At 62.7% G+C, this 14528-nt stretch carries 19 protein-coding genes; 10 read left to right on the top strand and 9 right to left on the bottom strand.

Translation table 11 applies throughout. The annotated features are described in order from the left end of the window. The first annotated feature begins 59 nt into the window (after nucleotides 1–59). Both ACQK2M_RS12615 and ACQK2M_RS12610 read left to right on the top strand, forming a co-directional pair. Nucleotides 60–773, top strand: a complete 714-nt coding sequence (locus ACQK2M_RS12615; RefSeq protein ID WP_425418104.1) for an ABC transporter permease — start codon at nucleotides 60–62, stop codon at nucleotides 771–773. Continuing rightward, nucleotides 770–1600 carry an ABC transporter permease gene (locus ACQK2M_RS12610; protein WP_425418103.1) on the top strand — a complete coding sequence of 277 codons (831 nt, stop codon included), beginning with the start codon at nucleotides 770–772 and terminating at the stop codon, nucleotides 1598–1600. The genes ACQK2M_RS12615 and ACQK2M_RS12610 overlap by 4 nt, the downstream gene beginning before the upstream one ends. On the opposite strand, the gene ACQK2M_RS12605 is transcribed toward ACQK2M_RS12610, so the two are convergent. Next, nucleotides 1597–2487 (bottom strand): LysR family transcriptional regulator, encoded by an 891-nt coding sequence (locus ACQK2M_RS12605; RefSeq protein WP_425418102.1) that lies wholly within the window; start codon nucleotides 2485–2487, stop codon nucleotides 1597–1599. The genes ACQK2M_RS12610 and ACQK2M_RS12605 overlap by 4 nt on opposite strands. Before the next feature lie 99 nt (nucleotides 2488–2586). Between ACQK2M_RS12605 and ACQK2M_RS12600 the strand changes: the two genes are divergently transcribed. From ACQK2M_RS12600 to ACQK2M_RS12585, 4 genes are all read left to right on the top strand, one after another. Then, nucleotides 2587–2760, top strand: coding sequence for a hypothetical protein (locus ACQK2M_RS12600; protein ID WP_425418101.1), 174 nt, complete (start codon nucleotides 2587–2589; stop codon nucleotides 2758–2760). A 93-nt stretch (nucleotides 2761–2853) separates the two neighbouring features. Then, nucleotides 2854–3756, top strand: a complete 903-nt coding sequence (locus tag ACQK2M_RS12595; RefSeq protein WP_425420034.1) for an NAD(P)-dependent oxidoreductase — start codon at nucleotides 2854–2856, stop codon at nucleotides 3754–3756. Next, on the top strand, nucleotides 3743–4495 hold the full coding sequence (locus ACQK2M_RS12590) for a DNA alkylation repair protein (protein WP_425418100.1): 753 nt from the start codon (nucleotides 3743–3745) through the stop codon (nucleotides 4493–4495). The genes ACQK2M_RS12595 and ACQK2M_RS12590 overlap by 14 nt, the downstream gene beginning before the upstream one ends. After that, entirely contained in the window at nucleotides 4492–4974 is a 483-nt protein-coding gene (locus ACQK2M_RS12585) for a DUF3299 domain-containing protein (RefSeq protein WP_425418099.1), read from the top strand. The genes ACQK2M_RS12590 and ACQK2M_RS12585 overlap by 4 nt, the downstream gene beginning before the upstream one ends. A 59-nt stretch (nucleotides 4975–5033) precedes the next feature. Here the strand turns inward: ACQK2M_RS12585 and ACQK2M_RS12580 are convergent, their stop codons facing one another. From ACQK2M_RS12580 to ACQK2M_RS12560, 5 genes are all read right to left on the bottom strand, one after another. Beyond that, nucleotides 5034–5498 (bottom strand): DUF302 domain-containing protein, encoded by a 465-nt coding sequence (locus tag ACQK2M_RS12580; protein ID WP_425418098.1) that lies wholly within the window; start codon nucleotides 5496–5498, stop codon nucleotides 5034–5036. A gap of 76 nt (nucleotides 5499–5574) precedes the next feature. Further along, nucleotides 5575–6048, bottom strand: a complete 474-nt coding sequence (locus ACQK2M_RS12575) for an Lrp/AsnC family transcriptional regulator (protein ID WP_425418097.1) — start codon at nucleotides 6046–6048, stop codon at nucleotides 5575–5577. An 88-nt stretch (nucleotides 6049–6136) separates the two neighbouring features. After that, the gene (locus ACQK2M_RS12570; RefSeq protein ID WP_425418096.1) at nucleotides 6137–6763 is read right to left on the bottom strand and encodes a uracil-DNA glycosylase family protein; all 627 of its coding nucleotides are present in this window, start codon (nucleotides 6761–6763) and stop codon (nucleotides 6137–6139) included. Further along, complete coding sequence (locus tag ACQK2M_RS12565) at nucleotides 6760–7395, bottom strand: glutathione S-transferase (RefSeq protein ID WP_425418095.1); 636 nt, start codon at nucleotides 7393–7395, stop codon at nucleotides 6760–6762. The genes ACQK2M_RS12570 and ACQK2M_RS12565 overlap by 4 nt, the downstream gene beginning before the upstream one ends. Further along, nucleotides 7392–7985: a thermonuclease family protein gene (locus ACQK2M_RS12560; protein WP_425418094.1), complete on the bottom strand. Its 594-nt coding sequence runs from the start codon at nucleotides 7983–7985 to the stop codon at nucleotides 7392–7394. Before ACQK2M_RS12560 ends, ACQK2M_RS12565 begins: the two co-directional genes overlap by 4 nt. Before the next feature lie 132 nt (nucleotides 7986–8117). Here ACQK2M_RS12560 and ACQK2M_RS12555 point away from each other — a divergent pair, with 132 nt between their 5' ends. Then, the gene (locus ACQK2M_RS12555; protein WP_425418093.1) at nucleotides 8118–9689 is read left to right on the top strand and encodes a sensor histidine kinase; all 1572 of its coding nucleotides are present in this window, start codon (nucleotides 8118–8120) and stop codon (nucleotides 9687–9689) included. A 15-nt stretch (nucleotides 9690–9704) separates the two neighbouring features. Here ACQK2M_RS12555 and cobT read toward each other — a convergent pair whose 3' ends face one another. Beyond that, a complete protein-coding gene (gene cobT / locus ACQK2M_RS12550) occupies nucleotides 9705–10724 on the bottom strand; it encodes a nicotinate-nucleotide--dimethylbenzimidazole phosphoribosyltransferase (RefSeq protein ID WP_425418092.1) in 1020 nt (339 codons plus the stop codon). Nucleotides 10725–10828: 104 nt separating this feature from the next. On the opposite strand from cobT, the gene cobS reads away from it, so the two are divergent. From cobS to ACQK2M_RS12535, 3 genes are read left to right on the top strand one after another with little or no spacing between them, the layout of a single operon-like run. After that, a complete protein-coding gene (gene cobS, locus ACQK2M_RS12545; protein ID WP_425418091.1) occupies nucleotides 10829–11641 on the top strand; it encodes an adenosylcobinamide-GDP ribazoletransferase in 813 nt (270 codons plus the stop codon). Nucleotides 11642–11667: 26 nt separating this feature from the next. Then, entirely contained in the window at nucleotides 11668–11904 is a 237-nt protein-coding gene (locus ACQK2M_RS12540) for a DUF1289 domain-containing protein (protein WP_425418090.1), read from the top strand. A gap of 3 nt (nucleotides 11905–11907) precedes the next feature. Continuing rightward, a complete protein-coding gene (locus ACQK2M_RS12535) occupies nucleotides 11908–12609 on the top strand; it encodes a TIGR02281 family clan AA aspartic protease (RefSeq protein WP_425418089.1) in 702 nt (233 codons plus the stop codon). 6 nt (nucleotides 12610–12615) lie between these two features. Here the strand turns inward: ACQK2M_RS12535 and ACQK2M_RS12530 are convergent, their stop codons facing one another. Further along, nucleotides 12616–13440: a sulfite exporter TauE/SafE family protein gene (locus ACQK2M_RS12530; RefSeq protein ID WP_425418088.1), complete on the bottom strand. Its 825-nt coding sequence runs from the start codon at nucleotides 13438–13440 to the stop codon at nucleotides 12616–12618. An 86-nt stretch (nucleotides 13441–13526) separates the two neighbouring features. Next, the gene (gene dusA / locus ACQK2M_RS12525; RefSeq protein ID WP_425420033.1) at nucleotides 13527–14486 is read right to left on the bottom strand and encodes a tRNA dihydrouridine(20/20a) synthase DusA; all 960 of its coding nucleotides are present in this window, start codon (nucleotides 14484–14486) and stop codon (nucleotides 13527–13529) included. Between the last annotated feature and the right edge of the window lie 42 nt (nucleotides 14487–14528).

Here is a 14528-nt window from a genome sequence, read left to right as displayed (position 1 = left end):
CGCTGTCCGGTCGCATTCCCGGCTCCCCCGGGGCCGGACGGGACAGACAAGCGGGGCGGATGGACAACTACCTGACGTTGCTCAGCTTCGGCGACCAGGGCTGGGGCGACGAGATCGCCTGGGGCGTCCTGATCACGGTATCGCTTGCACTGGCGACCCTGCCCGTCGGCCTGTTCATCGGCTTCATGATCGCGGTCGCCAAGCAGAGCGAGGAATGGACGCTCCGCACAGCCGCCGACATCTACACGACGATCTTCCGCGGCCTTCCCGAACTTCTCACGCTGTTCCTGGTCTATTTCGGCCTGCAAATCGGCATCCAGCAATTGCTGAAGGCCGTCGGCCTCGGCGGCGCGATCGAAATCAACACCTTCTTCGCCGGCGTCATCGCGCTTGCGCTGGTGTTCTCCTCCTATGCGAGCGAAGTGTTCCTGTCCGCGTTCCGCGCCATTCCGAAAGGCCAGTACGAGGGCGGCTACGCACTGGGCCTTCGCCACGGCAGGGTCATGCGCTCCATCATCGTGCCGCAACTGATCCGCATTGCCCTGCCCGGCCTCGGCAATCTCTGGATGATCCTGATCAAGGATACGGCGCTCGTTTCCGCGATCGGCCTCACCGACATTCTGCGCCAGACCGGCGTTGCCGCGCGCGTAACCAAGGAGGCCTTCCTTTTCTTCGGCCTCGCCTTCCTGCTCTATCTGGTCCTCGCCCTGATCTCCTCTATCGGCCTCAACAGGCTTGAAGCCTATGGCAAACGCGGGGAACAGGTCCGATGAGCGTCGCCGACACGCTGATCAAGGCCCAACCAGCCCCACCCGACCGTGCGAAGCGCTGGACGACGGCGCGCATCTCCGGAACGATCCTCGTCATGTTCTGGGTCGCCGCGGCGATCGGGCTTGTCTTCTATCTCTACTCGGCTTGGGACATCGCCAAGATCGAGCGCTACGGCCCGAAATTCCTGTCCGGTCTTTGGACCACCCTGTCGCTCGTCGGCGTATCCATCGCGATCGGCGCGGTGATTTCCCTGCCCGTCGCGCTCAGCCGGGTGTCGAAAAACCCCGTCATCAGCCGCATTGCCTTCGCCTATGTCTACGTGTTCCGCGGAACGCCGCTGATCGCCCAGCTTTTCCTGATCTATTACGGCCTCGGCTCCTTCCGCCCGCAACTGGAGGCAGTCGGCCTGTGGCTTTTCTTCCGCGACGCCTGGAATTGCGCCCTGTTCGCGTTTTCCCTGAACACCTCGGCCTACCAGGCGGAAATCCTGCGCGGCGCCATCGACAGCGTGCCGCGCGGCCAATGGGAAGGCGCCGCCGCACTTGGGCTGAACCGATTGCAGGCCTTCTGGAAAGTCATCCTGCCGCAGGCCCTGATCGTCGCCCTGCGCCCATACGGCAACGAGATCATCCTCATGATCAAGGGTTCCGCCATCGTCGCCCTCGTCACCGTGTTCGACCTGATGGGCGAGACCCGGCGCGCCTTCTCGCGCACCTATGACTTCCAGGCGTATATCTGGGCTGCGGTCTTCTATTTCTGCATCGTGGAAGCGCTGCGCAATGTCTGGAACTTGCTGGAAGCGCGCCTGACGCGGCACCTCAAGCGCTAGCCACTGCCCTGCCGCGCCTCGGCATGGCGGCGAAGCCACGAGACGAAGGCTTTCAGCGACGGACGCATCGCGCCGCGACGAGTCACGATGTAATAACCGGAACCCGGCCGGGCATCTTCGAACAGCAACCGCAGGCTCCCCGCTTCGATCTCGGCCTCAAGGAACGCGCGCGCCGACGCGGTGATCCCGTCGCCGCGCCGCAGACCGTCAAGTACGAGATAGCCGGGCAGATGCGTGATATCGAGCTTGCCGGTGGCGATCACGCCCTGCCGCTCCAGCCAGAGCGACAATTCGTTGGTGCCCAGTTCCTGCATCCATGGATAGTCCACCAGTTGCTCGGGATCGGTGAACTGCCGGTCCCCGACCAGCGAGCGGGCAGCGACGATCGCGAATGTGGTCGGCAACAGCAATTCCGCGTCGAGACCGGGCCAGTTGCCGTCACCGAAGCGGATGGCCACATCGACCCCACCCGGCGCGAGTTCGACAAGCTCGGCTGTCGGATTGAGCATCAATTCGATGTCGGGATGCTGCAGGCGGAAGTCGGAGATGCGGGGCATCAGCCAGCTGACCGCAAATGCGGGCGTCATCGTCACTTGCAACGGGCGCCCCGACCCGGCTTCCGACAATGCATCGACGGCCGAGCGAATAGCGGAAAACGCTTCTTCAAGGCTTTTCGCCAGATCCTGCCCTTCCGGTGTCAGCGCGACGCCGCGCCCGTGCCGCACCACCAGCGACACACCGAGATGCGCCTCCAGCGCCCTGACCTGCTGGCTGACCGCGGCGTGGCTGACATTCAGCATCCGCCCCGCTTGCGACAGGTTCAGCGTGTCGGCAACGGCCGAAAAAGCCTTCAGTCCATTCAGCGATGGAATTCCGCACCAGTCCATATGAAAGCCAGACTTACATATTGCTTATATTTATGACTGGCATATCGGCCAATTTCAGTCAATCTGGCCTCATGAAAAACTGACATATGGAAAAATCCTATGCTGAACCTGATCGCAAACTCCCTGATGACTGCAGCGCGCACGCCAAACGTCGATACCCAAAAAACGACGGCACGAACGGAACGCGATATCGCGAACGAGGCGCGCCGAAAGACAATCACTGCCTTTATCGCACTCGCGCGGACGCCGGCCGACCGCCACATGAACGGTTGAATCGATCCGCGAAGAAACAGCGGCAAGCGATTCTCCCGAAACCGGATTCGCCGTTTGATCGTCGCGCCTGATAGGCTATGTCACGCGCAAACGATCGAAAGGGAACCGGATATGGCAAAAGCGGCGTTCATCGGCCTCGGCGTGATGGGATATCACATGGCGGGCCACCTCGCGACGAAGGGCGGCCACGACGTCACGGTCTACAACCGCACCGAGGCGAAGGCGCAGAAATGGGTCGAGGAGTTCGGCGGTTCGATGGCCCCGACCCCTAAAGCGGCCGCCGAAGACGCCGATTTCGTCTTCTCCTGCGTCGGCAATGACGACGACCTGCGCTCGGTCACGATTGGCGAAGACGGCGCGTTCGAAGGCATGAAGCCCGGCGCCATCTTCATCGACAACACCACCGCTTCCGCCGACGTGGCGCGCGAGTTGCGCGCAGCCGCCGACAAGGGCGGGTTCGGCTTCATCGACGCACCGGTTTCCGGCGGCGAAGCCGGCGCGGTCAACGGCGTCCTGACCGTGATGTGCGGCGGCGACGAAGACGTGTTCGAGCGCGCCAGGCCGGCGATCGAGGCCTTTGCACGCATGGTCGGCCTCATGGGACCGACCGGCGCGGGCCAGTTGACCAAGATGGTCAACCAGATCTGCATCGCAGGCCTGGTCCAGGGCCTGTCGGAGGGCATCAATTTTGGCCTCAAGGCCGGGCTCGACATGCACAAGGTCATCGACGTCATCTCCAAGGGCGCAGCCGGCTCGTGGCAGATGGAAAACCGCCACAAGACCATGATCGCGGGCGAATACCAGCATGGCTTTGCGGTCGACTGGATGCGCAAAGACCTTGCCATCGTGCTTTCCGAAGCAAACAACAACGGCGCTGCGCTCCCGGTGACGGCCCTGGTCGACCAGTTCTACAAGGATATCCAGTCTATGGGCGGCCGGCGTTGGGACACGTCATCGTTGTTGGCGCGACTGCAAAAGATCGATGGCGACTCCTGAGCCTTCCCCGGACTGGACGGCCGAACAGGCAATCGCCCATCTGCGGACACTCGCTTCGCAATACAACGTGGATGGCATGTCCCGCTTCGGGATCGAGACGTCCAATGCGCTCGGCGTCTCGAACGCCGTCTTGCGACCGCTTGCGAGGAAACTGAAGCGCAATCACGCACGCGCGCTTGAACTTTGGGACTCGGGAATTCGCGAGGCGCGGCTTCTGGCGCTGTTCTCCGACGAACCGAAGAAGGTGACCGCCGACCGGGCGCGCGCCATGGCCGCCGAATTCGCCTCCTGGGAAATCGTAGACCATTCCGCGGACCTGTTCTGCGACGCGGGACTGGTCGACGAACTCATTCCCGAATTCGCGGCGGATGAGCGCGAATTCGTCCGCCGGACGGCCTTCGCGATGATGGCCTGGGGATCGGTCCACCTGAAAAAGCGCCCCTATGACGACATCATCGCCTGGCTGCCGCTGATCGAGGCCCATTCGGGAGATGGGCGCAACTTCGTCAAGAAGGCGGTCAACTGGGCGTTACGCCAGATCGGCAAGCGCTCCGTCACCTGCCACACGCCCGCACTGGCTCTGGCGGAAAAGCTCGCGGTTTCCGAGGACAGGACAGCCCGCTGGATCGGCAAGGATGCGGTCAGGGAGCTGACAGCACAAAAGACGCTGGACCGGCTTGCCGAAAAGGAAGGCCGGGCGCATTCTCGGCAGGTCTGCTCCCCGGGAAGACCGACATGACCGCAAATCGCCGAAGCCTCGCAACCGGACTGTTTGCCGCGTCATTTGCGATATGCTGCGCAAGCGCGAGCGCGACGACGATCACATGGGACCAGCTGAAGACAGCGCCGCAAGACGCGGCCGAAGAGATCGAACTGGCGGGATTTCTTCTTCCCGTGGATTACGAAGGCGACAAGGTCTACCAGTTCATGTTGTTGCCTTGGGCGGGTGCTTGTTCTCACATGCCGCCACCCCCGCCCGAACAGGTCGTGCTGGTCACGCCGGAGAAGCCGATCCGCATCGAGCGCACCTATGAGCCGGTGTCCGTGTCCGGCCGGCTCAGAAAGGCCCATGATATTTCGCAGCTTTTCATTCTCGACGGCGTTGTCCGTGTCGAGTCCGGATACCGGCTCCGCGCCGCAAGTGTCCGGCACGCTGATGTGCAAGAACCGGCGACTGCGCCCGCCTCGCGAACGCCCTGGAAGTTCCTCGACAAATAAAGACCGCGCGGCAACCGCAGGGTCGGCGCGCGGTCGAAACCTGAAGAGAAGAGGCTGGCTTACTCGGCCGCTTCCTCGATGATCTCGGTCAGCAGATCGTTGACCTGATCGCGTTCACCGCCTGCCGGCAGAGAACGGAACCCGACGGTAACCGTGCCTTCCGTGCTCGCATCCTCGTAAATGAAGACGACATAGGGGCAATAGGCGATGTCGCCGATATCGCCTTCCATCACCTTGCGGGAGACGACGGCCGAACAGAAGGTGAAGAACTCTGCATCCTTGTAGAGTTCCTTCGTCGCACCGACGTCACCGGCCGTGCGTTTCAGCATGTCGCCGATAAGGCCATGATAGTCGATCGCGTAGCCCCGATTGACGATGCCGTCCTGCACCGCCTGCGTGACATCCCCGAAGTCAGCTTCGGTCTGACGTGTGACCACATCGTCACCCGCCGCCCATGACGGAGCGACAAGCGCTCCCGCGATCAGTGCGGCCGCGCCGAATGAAAGTACCCGTTGTTTAAGCATGATCGCTCCTCCTGTTGATATATGTCGAATACCATATGTATGGACCCGCTCATTGACGGAGGTCAAACGCAAAGCGTCACGGCTTGTCGAGCACCATGTAGTCGAGAGGCAGTTCGGTCGTGTATTTGATCCGCTCCATGGCGAAGGTCGAAGAGACGTCGCGGATCTCGATCTTGGCGATCAGCTTCTGATAGAAGGCGTCATAAGCCGCGATATCCGGTACGACGACGCGCAACAGGTAATCGATATCGCCGCTCATGCGATAGAACTCGACGACTTCCGGGAATTCGCCGATCACTTCCGCGAAACGCTTCAACCATTCCATCGAATGGGAATTGGTGCGGATCGACACGAAGACCGTGACCCGTCCATTCACCTTCTCCGGGTTGAGCAGCGCGACCCGCTTGCGGATAACACCGTCCTCCTCGAGCTTCTGGATGCGACGCCAGCAAGGCGTCGTCGACAACCCGACTTTCTTCGCCAGATCGGCGACGGCAATGGTGGAGTCTTCCTGAAGGAGGCGCAGAATGCGCCGGTCGATCTTGTCCATACATTCACTCTTTGGAATATTATTGCGTGAACTTGCCGAATTCCAGTCGCATAAAGAAAAATATTCCGCAAGCATCGACCTGACACATTCACGCGATCAGGCGCGCCACCTCCCCGCGCAGGACAGGCAGCAATTCCGTCTCGAACCACGGGTTTTTCTTCAGCCAGGAATTGTTCCGCCAGGACGGGTGCGGCAGCGGCAGGATGCGGTACCGCCCCTCGCCTGGACTGTCATAAACGGCGCGCCAGTTCATCACCGTTTCAGTGAGTGTCGCGCCGGCCTGCGCCCCCATGTGATAGGTCTGCGCGTAGCGGCCAACGGCGAGCACAAGTTCGACCTGCGGCATGGCCGCGAAAAGCCGGTCGTGCCAGGTGACGCGGCATTCGCGGCGCGGCGGCAGATCGCCGCCCTTCGCGTCGAGACCGGGAAAACAGAAACCCATCGGAACGATCGCGACACGGTCGTGATCGTAGAACAGGTCCTCCCCGATCCCCATCCAGTCGCGCAAGCGCACGCCCGAAGGGTCGGTAAACGGCCGGCCTGAACTGTGTACCCGCGTACCGGGCGCCTGGCCGGAAATGCAGATCCGCGCCCGCGAAGACGGCACGCAGACCGGGTTCGGCTCATGCGGCAGACGCTTCCCGCGTTCCGGTTCGTCCCGGCATATCCGGCAGGCCCGGATTTCCTTCAACAGCGCGTCGAGCGTTCGGCTCATGCCTCGTAGCTTGGCCTCTCGCGCATGGCGGCATACCAACGATGGAAATTTTCCAGTTCATCCGGAATGCGGATACGCGCAGGTTTACAGAAATCGGCAGCGACGACAGCCGAGATGTCGGCGACCGAAATCGCATCGCCCGCAATGAAAGGGCGTGACGCCAGTTCCGCGTCGAGAAATTCGGCGAAATCGAGCACCTTGGGCTTGTTCGCCTCGCCCCATTCGGCGACCTGCGGAACCTCCCACTCGCGCATCGCCGGATGGATGTGGCGGAAAGCCTGCGCGACGGGGAACATGAAATGAAGCTCTACGCGGCGCTGCCACATCTCCACCTCGGCCTGGCCGAACGCGCCGGTTCCGAACAGCGGCGGCTCGGGACACAAAGTCTCGAAATAGCGGCAGATCGCGATCGACTCCGTCAGCACGCGCCCATCGCCAAGTTCCAGAACCGGAAGGCGCTTCAGGGGATTGCGCGAGGCGACCTCTGTATCCCGGTGGCCCAGTGCGCCCATGTCCACAGGCACGAGCGGAACCGAAATCCCCTTCTCGGCGAGATAGATACGCACGCGACGTGGATTGGGCGCTCGCCCGCCATCGAAAAGCGTGTGGTCGGAAAAATCATGCTGGGTCATTCGGTCTCCTCGCCCCAGTTATCAAACAGGCCGGACAATAGCCTGTTATACAGCCGCATCGCCAAGCTGGCAGGCCCGATATCGGCCATCGCGCCATGAACGGCACGCCAGTCGGACGGCATGTCGAACGACCCGGCCCACAGGCCGATCTTCTCGCGCGACGCCAGGTTCTGTTCGCCGGCATAGTCGCCATAGGCAACAGCCCATCCGGCGCGCACCATGGCGGAGTTGATGTCCGTCTCCCCCGCAACACACCGTGCGAGCAACCGCCCGTAGCGGTCTCTTTCATTGCCCCGACAGGTTACATTCCCCTCACGCGTCAATTCGGCCAGATAGAGCCCTGCCTCCTGACCGCACGCGGATACCACTCCTTCGATGCGGCAGGTCTGCCCGGTTTCCGGCGCATCGATACCGGCGAGCCGGATACGCTCTCCCGCGATGCGGAGCGTGTCCCCGTCGATCACTCTCACCTGCCCCGCGATCGTTCGCATCGACGACTCGTCGAGGATCGCCGCCGCCAGTGCAACCACGGCAAACAGCAAAACGACGCCCAAGAGCTCGAAAAAGCGCCGCACAGACGAGCGGCGCATGCCTCTTTCTCTAGCACGCAGGCGCATGGACAATTCCGGTTTTGAAGGAAGTTTTTAAGGTTTTGGAAATAATCTTCATTCACCGATCCGGGATGCGCCTGACGGAAGTGTAACGCGTAAACATTTGAAACCATGAGCCAATCGCCGTCGGAACTCCCCGACAAGATTATTGTTGACCGGCGAAAGTCGTATCGCAACAGCGATGTTCGCATCGCCGTTCGCAAGACGCGCGACCGTTTGGCCGAACAAGGCATCTCCGATCCGGATTACGAACGCGATTTGCTGACGCTTTATGCGCGCGCCGTTCAGTCGGGTACGCTGGCCATCGTCTTGCTGATCGTACTGACCGGCTTCTTCAGCATCACCTACGGCTTCTCCGGCGCAATCCTTATCTGGTCAGTCGTCGCCTCGCTGCTCTATGTGGGGCTCGGCCTGCTCGGTCGAAAGTACCTTTCGCGCAAACAAGCCAGGGAGACCCATCGCAAGTGGGTCGCGGCCTTCGCCGCCCTGCATCTTCTGCTTGGCGCCTGTTGGTCATGGTTCGCCTTTTTCGGCTGCGACACCTGCTCGAACAACGAAGATCTGATGTTCAAGGCGATCGCGATACTCGTCGCGATGGCTGCGAGCGCCACGATCAACTACAATCTGCGCTGGTCGGTCGTCACCGAGTTCGGCATGCCGGTCGTCGCCTTTGCGATCGCTCATGACGGCATTTTCGAACCGACGGCAATCGCCGCATCGGCAGGATTGCTCGCCGCGCTGCTGTTTTTCTCCTTCATCGCCATCCGTCTTCGCCGCGCCAGCCTGGCGACGCTCAGTTTTCGAAGCGAGAACAACGCGCTGGTCGCCGAGTTGGAGATGGCCCGGTCGATCTCCGAAGAGGCACGCCGCCGCGCCGAGGATGCGAACCTCGCCAAGTCGCGCTTCCTCGCGTCAATGAGCCACGAGCTGCGCACGCCGCTGAACGCCATCCTTGGCTTTTCGGAGGTAATGGCCAAAGAAGTGCTCGGCCCGATGGAAAACCAGAACTACCGGTCCTACGCCAGCGACATCAACCAGTCCGGCCAGCACCTGCTCAAGCTGATCAACGAGATCCTCGACCTGAGCCGGATCGAGGCCGGCAAGCAGGAGCTTATCGAGGAGCCGCTGCTCCTGACCGAGATCATGGAAGACTGCATCGGCATGGTTCGCATGAAGTCGAAGCAGAAGAACATCCGCATCGAACACGCATACGAGCCCGGCCTGCCGCGCCTGCTTGCCGACGAGCGGTCCATCCGACAGGTCGCCCTCAACCTGCTTTCCAACGCGGTCAAGTTCACGCCCTCAGGCGGCCACATCCAGGTCAAGACCGGCTGGACGGCTTCCGGCGGTCAGTATGTGTCGGTCAAGGACAACGGCCCGGGCATTCCTGAGTCCGAAATCCCGGTCGTGCTGTCGGCCTTCGGCCAGGGCTCGATCGCGATCAAGAGCGCGGAACAGGGCACCGGCCTCGGCCTGCCGATCGTGCAGGCTCTGATGGCGATGCATGACGGCACGTTCAAGCTGAAATCCAAGCTGCGCGAAGGAACCGAAGCGCTCGCGATCTTCCCTGCGGAGCGCGTCATGGACGAATTGCCCGCCGCTCCGGTTTCCGACAAGGCCGAGCGGCGTGCGCGTTCCACGCGGCCGGCCGAAAAACGCCGGGCCGCTGCCGGCTCCGCCTGATCCGGCAGTCGCGGCTTATTCGGCGTCCTTGCCGCTGACACCCGCCTGATCGAATGTCGCCATGCCCGAATGGCACAGCGCCGCAGACTTGACGATCCCGGCGGCAAGCGCCGCGCCCGACCCCTCACCCAGCCGCATGCCGAGCGAAAGCAACGGTTCCTTGCCGATCTTCGCGAGCGCGGCGGCGTGAGCCGGCTCGGCCGAGACATGCCCTGCAAGACAATGATCCAGCGCGTTGGGATTGAGAGCATGCAGTACGGCCGCGGCCGCTGTGGCGACATAGCCGTCGATGATCACGGGAATGCGTTCCATGCGCGCGGCAAGGATTGCCCCGGCCATGGCGGCGACTTCGCGACCGCCAAGACGGCGCAACACTTCCAGCGGGTCCTTCAGATGCGCCTTGTGCAGCGCGACAGCGCGGCTGACCGCGTCGATCTTGCGCGTCAGGACATCACCCGCCGAACCGGTACCCGGTCCCACCCAGTCGGCAGCTTCGCCGCCATAAAGACCGTGAAACATCGCGGCGGCGATCGTGGTGTTTCCAATCCCCATCTCACCGATACAGAGCAGATCCGTGCCGCCAGCGATCGCCTCCATGCCGAAGGCCATGGTCGCCGCGCAGGTTTTTTCGTCCATCGCGGCTTCCCGGGTGATGTCGGCGGTCGGATAATCGAGAGCCAGATCGAAAACCTTGAGCCCGAGATCATGCGCGATGCAGATCTGGTTGACGGCTGCGCCACCGGCGGCAAAATTCTGCACCATCTGCATGGTCACGCTCTGCGGATAAGGCGCGACACCCTGCTCGACAACACCGTGATTGCCGGCAAACACCGCAACAAGCGGTCGCGTGACGGCCGGCGGCCGCCCCGTCCATGCCGCAAGCCATTCGGCGATACTCTCCAGCCTGCCGAGCGCGCCGGCCGGCTTGGTCAACTGGACGTCGCGCTCGCGCACCGCGGCGACGGCCGCCTCGTCCGGGCCGGGCAATGCCTCGATCAGATTGCGAATATCGTCGAAAGGTAGACCGCTCGTCACGTCATGCTCCGTTGGGATTGCTGTGGCACGTGTAATGCCCTTGCCCTATACACGACGGCGCACTGCAAGCGACACCAGCTCGCCGAAACGCGAAGGAATTTTCCATGCCGGACATCCGGGACCACGCGACCGCACTTGTGGGGGAGATCATGCGCGCCGTCGCCTTCCTCAGCCGTCTTCCGGTTTCCGCACGCTATTTCGACAATGCGCCCGACAATGGCATGCGCGAGGAGACGCGCGCCTTCCCGCTCGCCGGAGCGCTGATCGCGGCCGCGCCCGCCTTGCTGCTGGTATTCCTCGGATCGCTTGGAATGACGGCCTTCATGGCGGCCGCCTATGCAACGCTCGCGCTTGTGGCAGTGACAGGCGCGCTGCACGAGGACGGCCTCGCCGATGTTGCGGACGGCTTCGCGGGCGGACACGCCAAGGCAGAGCGCCTCGAGATCATGAAGGATTCGCGCATCGGCACCTATGGCGCGATCGCCATTGCCGGAAGCCTGCTCCTGCGCGTGGCCGGCCTGGCGGCGATCACGGCGGCGCATGGCGCGTTTTTCGCAGGCCTCTCGATGATCGCCATCGCGGCCTGCTCGCGCGCCGCGATGGTCTGGTTCTGGGCAAGCCTGCCGAACGCGCGCGGAAGCGGAGTGGCACACGATGCCGGCGCGCCTGACGAACGCGCCGTGAGCACCGCGGCGGTCCTTGGTCTCGTCATCTTCGCGGTGCTGGCGACGATGACGACGGGCATCGTCAACGCCGCCGCCGCGCTGCTTCTGGCCCTTGTGGCCCTTCAGGTATTTTCGCGCCTGTGCAAGCGCCTGATCGGCGGCCACACCGGCGATACGCTGGGCGCGTGCCAGCAAATCGTCGAGATCGCCTTGCTGACAGGTCTTGCCCTCGGCGTTTCGATCCCCACCTGAGAACATCGGAAACCACCGGGAGCGTCATGGAATCGCCCTGCATACTGGTCTGCTCGATCGATCTGAAAACCGGCTATTGCTTCGGATGCGGACGCACGCGCGACGAAATCGCCCAGTGGACGCTGTACCCGCCGGAAAAGCGCCGCGATATCATGGCAGAACTGGCCGGGCGGCTGGAGACGGTGGAACGCAAGCCGCGCCGCGAAACACGCCGCAAGAGGCTTGCCCGCGAACGCGCGGATAATCCGTCCGGAGAAAGTTGAGCAATGAACGCCTTCGCATTCGTCATCTTCGGCATTCTCGGCACCGCGCTGCTGATCCTCGTCTTCAACGGCAATGACGGCACGATCGGCCCGATGACCGACGACCAGTTCGCCGGCACGGTCTATCTCGGCCTGCTTGGAACGGTGATTGCCGCGGCGCTGTTCGCCTCCGGCCAGCGCTTCGGTGCCATGGCGCGCCAGGCCGGCATCTGGATCGCTGTCCTCGTCATGCTGGTCGTCGGCTACGAATACCGCTTCGAACTGCAGGAAACGGCAAGCCGTGTTACCTCCGGCCTGTTGCCGGGAAAACCTGTGACGATGGAAGACGTCAATGGCGACCTGTCGGTCACCGTGAACAGAAGCGGCCGCCATTTCGAGGTTCTCGGCACCGTCAATGGCGAGCGGCAACCCTTCATGATCGACACCGGCGCTTCGACGGTCGTGCTGACGGAAACGAACGCGCGCAAGGCCGGTTACGATCCCGACACGCTCGACTTCCGGATCCCCGTCTCGACCGCGAACGGCGTGACCATGGCGGCGCGCATCTCGGATGTGGAGATCGTGATTGGCGGGATCGGGCGGCAGAACATGATCGCGTTGGTTGCCCGTGACAATCAGCTCGCCTCGAACCTACTCGGCATGAACTTCCTCGACACGTTGTCGTCCTTCGAGTTCCAGCGCGACCGCATGATCCTGCGGAACTGACCCGACCTACAGCACGCTGTAGAAGAACCGCGCCGCGACCACGAACATGAAGATGCCGAAACTGACCTCGAGCTGACGCTTCTTCAGCCCGTGCGCCAGACGCACGCCGAGCGGCGCGACGAGAAGCGTGATCGGGATGATCAGCGCGACGGCGAGCCAGTTGACGAAGCCCGTCGAGAGAAACGGAAGCCCCGCCTCGCCCCATCCGGCCCAGATCGAACCGATAAAACCGGGAATGGATATCAGCACACCGACACCGGCCGACGTCGCCACCGCCTGGTGGATAGGCCGGTTGAAAAGCGTCATGAAGGTGTTGTTGAGCACGCCGCCGCCGATGCCCATCAGCGTCGACAGGAAACCGATGATCGCGCCGATACCGAAGCGCGCGACACCGCTCGGCAGATCGTCGCCGATCCGCCAGCCCGGCCGGTTCAGGATCAGGCGAAGCCCGACGAGAATCGAGATGACCGCAAAGACGATGCGCAAGCCGCTGCCGGATATCGATGCGAAAACAAGCGTGGCGAGCAGCACGCCGGTCGGAATCGCAAAGACGTAGCTCTTCAGCAGCTCCATATCGACCGCGCCTTTGGCTCGATGCGACAGGAAGGATCGGATGGATGTTGGAACGATGATGGCGAGCGAAGTGCCGACCGACAAATGCATGCGCAGCGAATCCTCGACACCGACAATGCCGAAGGCCTGGTAGAAGATCGGCACCAGAACAGCACCGCCTCCAATGCCGAAAAGGCCCGCGAGGACACCGGCCACCAGTCCCGCACCGGCGAGAGCCAGCAGCAGCCCCGCCACTTCCATGATCGTCACGTCACCCATTCCGGAATTCGCCCCCGCAGCCAGAAATACGGCCAAGAATACTGCCAGATGACCGGTTTCAGGGAGCTTGGCAAGCCACGGCGCCGTCAGGCCGCCGCACGTTGAACCGCGGTGATCTTTTCCAGCGCGTCGCGCAAAACCTGACCGTCCGCACCCGGCAGGACGGCTTGCGTCGAAAGGTGCTGGCGCCAGCCTCGCGCGCCGGGCATGCCGTGGAACAGTCCGACCATATGGCGCGTCACATGGTTCGCCTTTCCGCCCTTGGCGACATGCCGGTCGATATAGTCGGCCATCGTCAGCACGACGCAGTGCAGATCGACCGAAGCGCCGGCTTCGCCGTAAATCGCGGTGTCCGCGTCGATCAGCAGACCAGGATTGTGATAGGCCGCGCGGCCCAGCATGACGCCGTCAACATGCCGGAGATGCTCGATCGCCTGATTCAAATCCTGAATACCGCCATTTATCCCGATGAAAAGGCTGGGATAATCGGCCTTCAGGCGATAGACGAGGTTATAGTCCAGCGGCGGGATATCCCGGTTCTCCTTCGGGCTCAGGCCCTCCAGCCACGCCTTGCGGGCGTGCACCCAGATCGCATCCGTACCCGCATCGGCGACCTGTCGCGCCAGATCGAACAACGACGTTTCCGGGTCCTGCTCATCGACGCCGATACGGCATTTAACGGTCACCTGCTGCCCTGCGGGCGCGGCCTCTTTCATCGCCTCGACACAGCGCGCGACAAGCGCCGGCTGCAACATCAGGCAGGCGCCGAACGTTCCCGACTGGACACGATCCGACGGACAGCCGACATTGAGATTGATCTCGTCATAGCCGAACCCCGCCGCGATCCTCACCGCTTCCGCCAGCTTCTCCGGATCGCTGCCACCCAGCTGCAGCGCAACCGGATGCTCGGCCGCGTCATAACCGAGCAGGCGCTCCCGAACGCCATGGATCACCGCATCCGCCACGACCATCTCGGTATAAAGCAACGCCCGCCGCGTGAGCTGGCGATGAAAATACCGACAATGCCGATCCGTCCAATCCATCATGGGCGCGATGGCGAGACGCTGGGATGCGCTAATCGGCGATTT

Source organism: Oricola indica, assembly GCF_965227485.1.
GTDB lineage: Bacteria > Pseudomonadota > Alphaproteobacteria > Rhizobiales > Rhizobiaceae > Oricola > Oricola indica.
The sequence above is the reverse complement of the archived record's forward strand: the minus strand, read 5'-3'. Positions and strand labels throughout refer to the sequence as shown.

Coding starts and splice junctions, on each gene's coding strand:
- ACQK2M_RS12615 (WP_425418104.1), top strand. CDS start 60: ATGGACAACTACCTGACGTTGCTCAGCTTCGGCGACCAGGGCTGGGGC.
- ACQK2M_RS12610 (WP_425418103.1), top strand. CDS start 770: ATGAGCGTCGCCGACACGCTGATCAAGGCCCAACCAGCCCCACCCGAC.
- ACQK2M_RS12605 (WP_425418102.1), bottom strand. CDS start 2,487: ATGGACTGGTGCGGAATTCCATCGCTGAATGGACTGAAGGCTTTTTCG.
- ACQK2M_RS12600 (WP_425418101.1), top strand. CDS start 2,587: ATGCTGAACCTGATCGCAAACTCCCTGATGACTGCAGCGCGCACGCCA.
- ACQK2M_RS12590 (WP_425418100.1), top strand. CDS start 3,743: ATGGCGACTCCTGAGCCTTCCCCGGACTGGACGGCCGAACAGGCAATC.
- ACQK2M_RS12585 (WP_425418099.1), top strand. CDS start 4,492: ATGACCGCAAATCGCCGAAGCCTCGCAACCGGACTGTTTGCCGCGTCA.
- ACQK2M_RS12580 (WP_425418098.1), bottom strand. CDS start 5,498: ATGCTTAAACAACGGGTACTTTCATTCGGCGCGGCCGCACTGATCGCG.
- ACQK2M_RS12575 (WP_425418097.1), bottom strand. CDS start 6,048: ATGGACAAGATCGACCGGCGCATTCTGCGCCTCCTTCAGGAAGACTCC.
- ACQK2M_RS12570 (WP_425418096.1), bottom strand. CDS start 6,763: ATGAGCCGAACGCTCGACGCGCTGTTGAAGGAAATCCGGGCCTGCCGG.
- ACQK2M_RS12565 (WP_425418095.1), bottom strand. CDS start 7,395: ATGACCCAGCATGATTTTTCCGACCACACGCTTTTCGATGGCGGGCGA.
- ACQK2M_RS12560 (WP_425418094.1), bottom strand. CDS start 7,985: ATGCGCCGCTCGTCTGTGCGGCGCTTTTTCGAGCTCTTGGGCGTCGTT.
- ACQK2M_RS12555 (WP_425418093.1), top strand. CDS start 8,118: ATGAGCCAATCGCCGTCGGAACTCCCCGACAAGATTATTGTTGACCGG.
- cobS (WP_425418091.1), top strand. CDS start 10,829: ATGCCGGACATCCGGGACCACGCGACCGCACTTGTGGGGGAGATCATG.
- ACQK2M_RS12540 (WP_425418090.1), top strand. CDS start 11,668: ATGGAATCGCCCTGCATACTGGTCTGCTCGATCGATCTGAAAACCGGC.
- ACQK2M_RS12535 (WP_425418089.1), top strand. CDS start 11,908: ATGAACGCCTTCGCATTCGTCATCTTCGGCATTCTCGGCACCGCGCTG.
- ACQK2M_RS12530 (WP_425418088.1), bottom strand. CDS start 13,440: ATGGGTGACGTGACGATCATGGAAGTGGCGGGGCTGCTGCTGGCTCTC.
- dusA (WP_425420033.1), bottom strand. CDS start 14,486: ATGATGGATTGGACGGATCGGCATTGTCGGTATTTTCATCGCCAGCTC.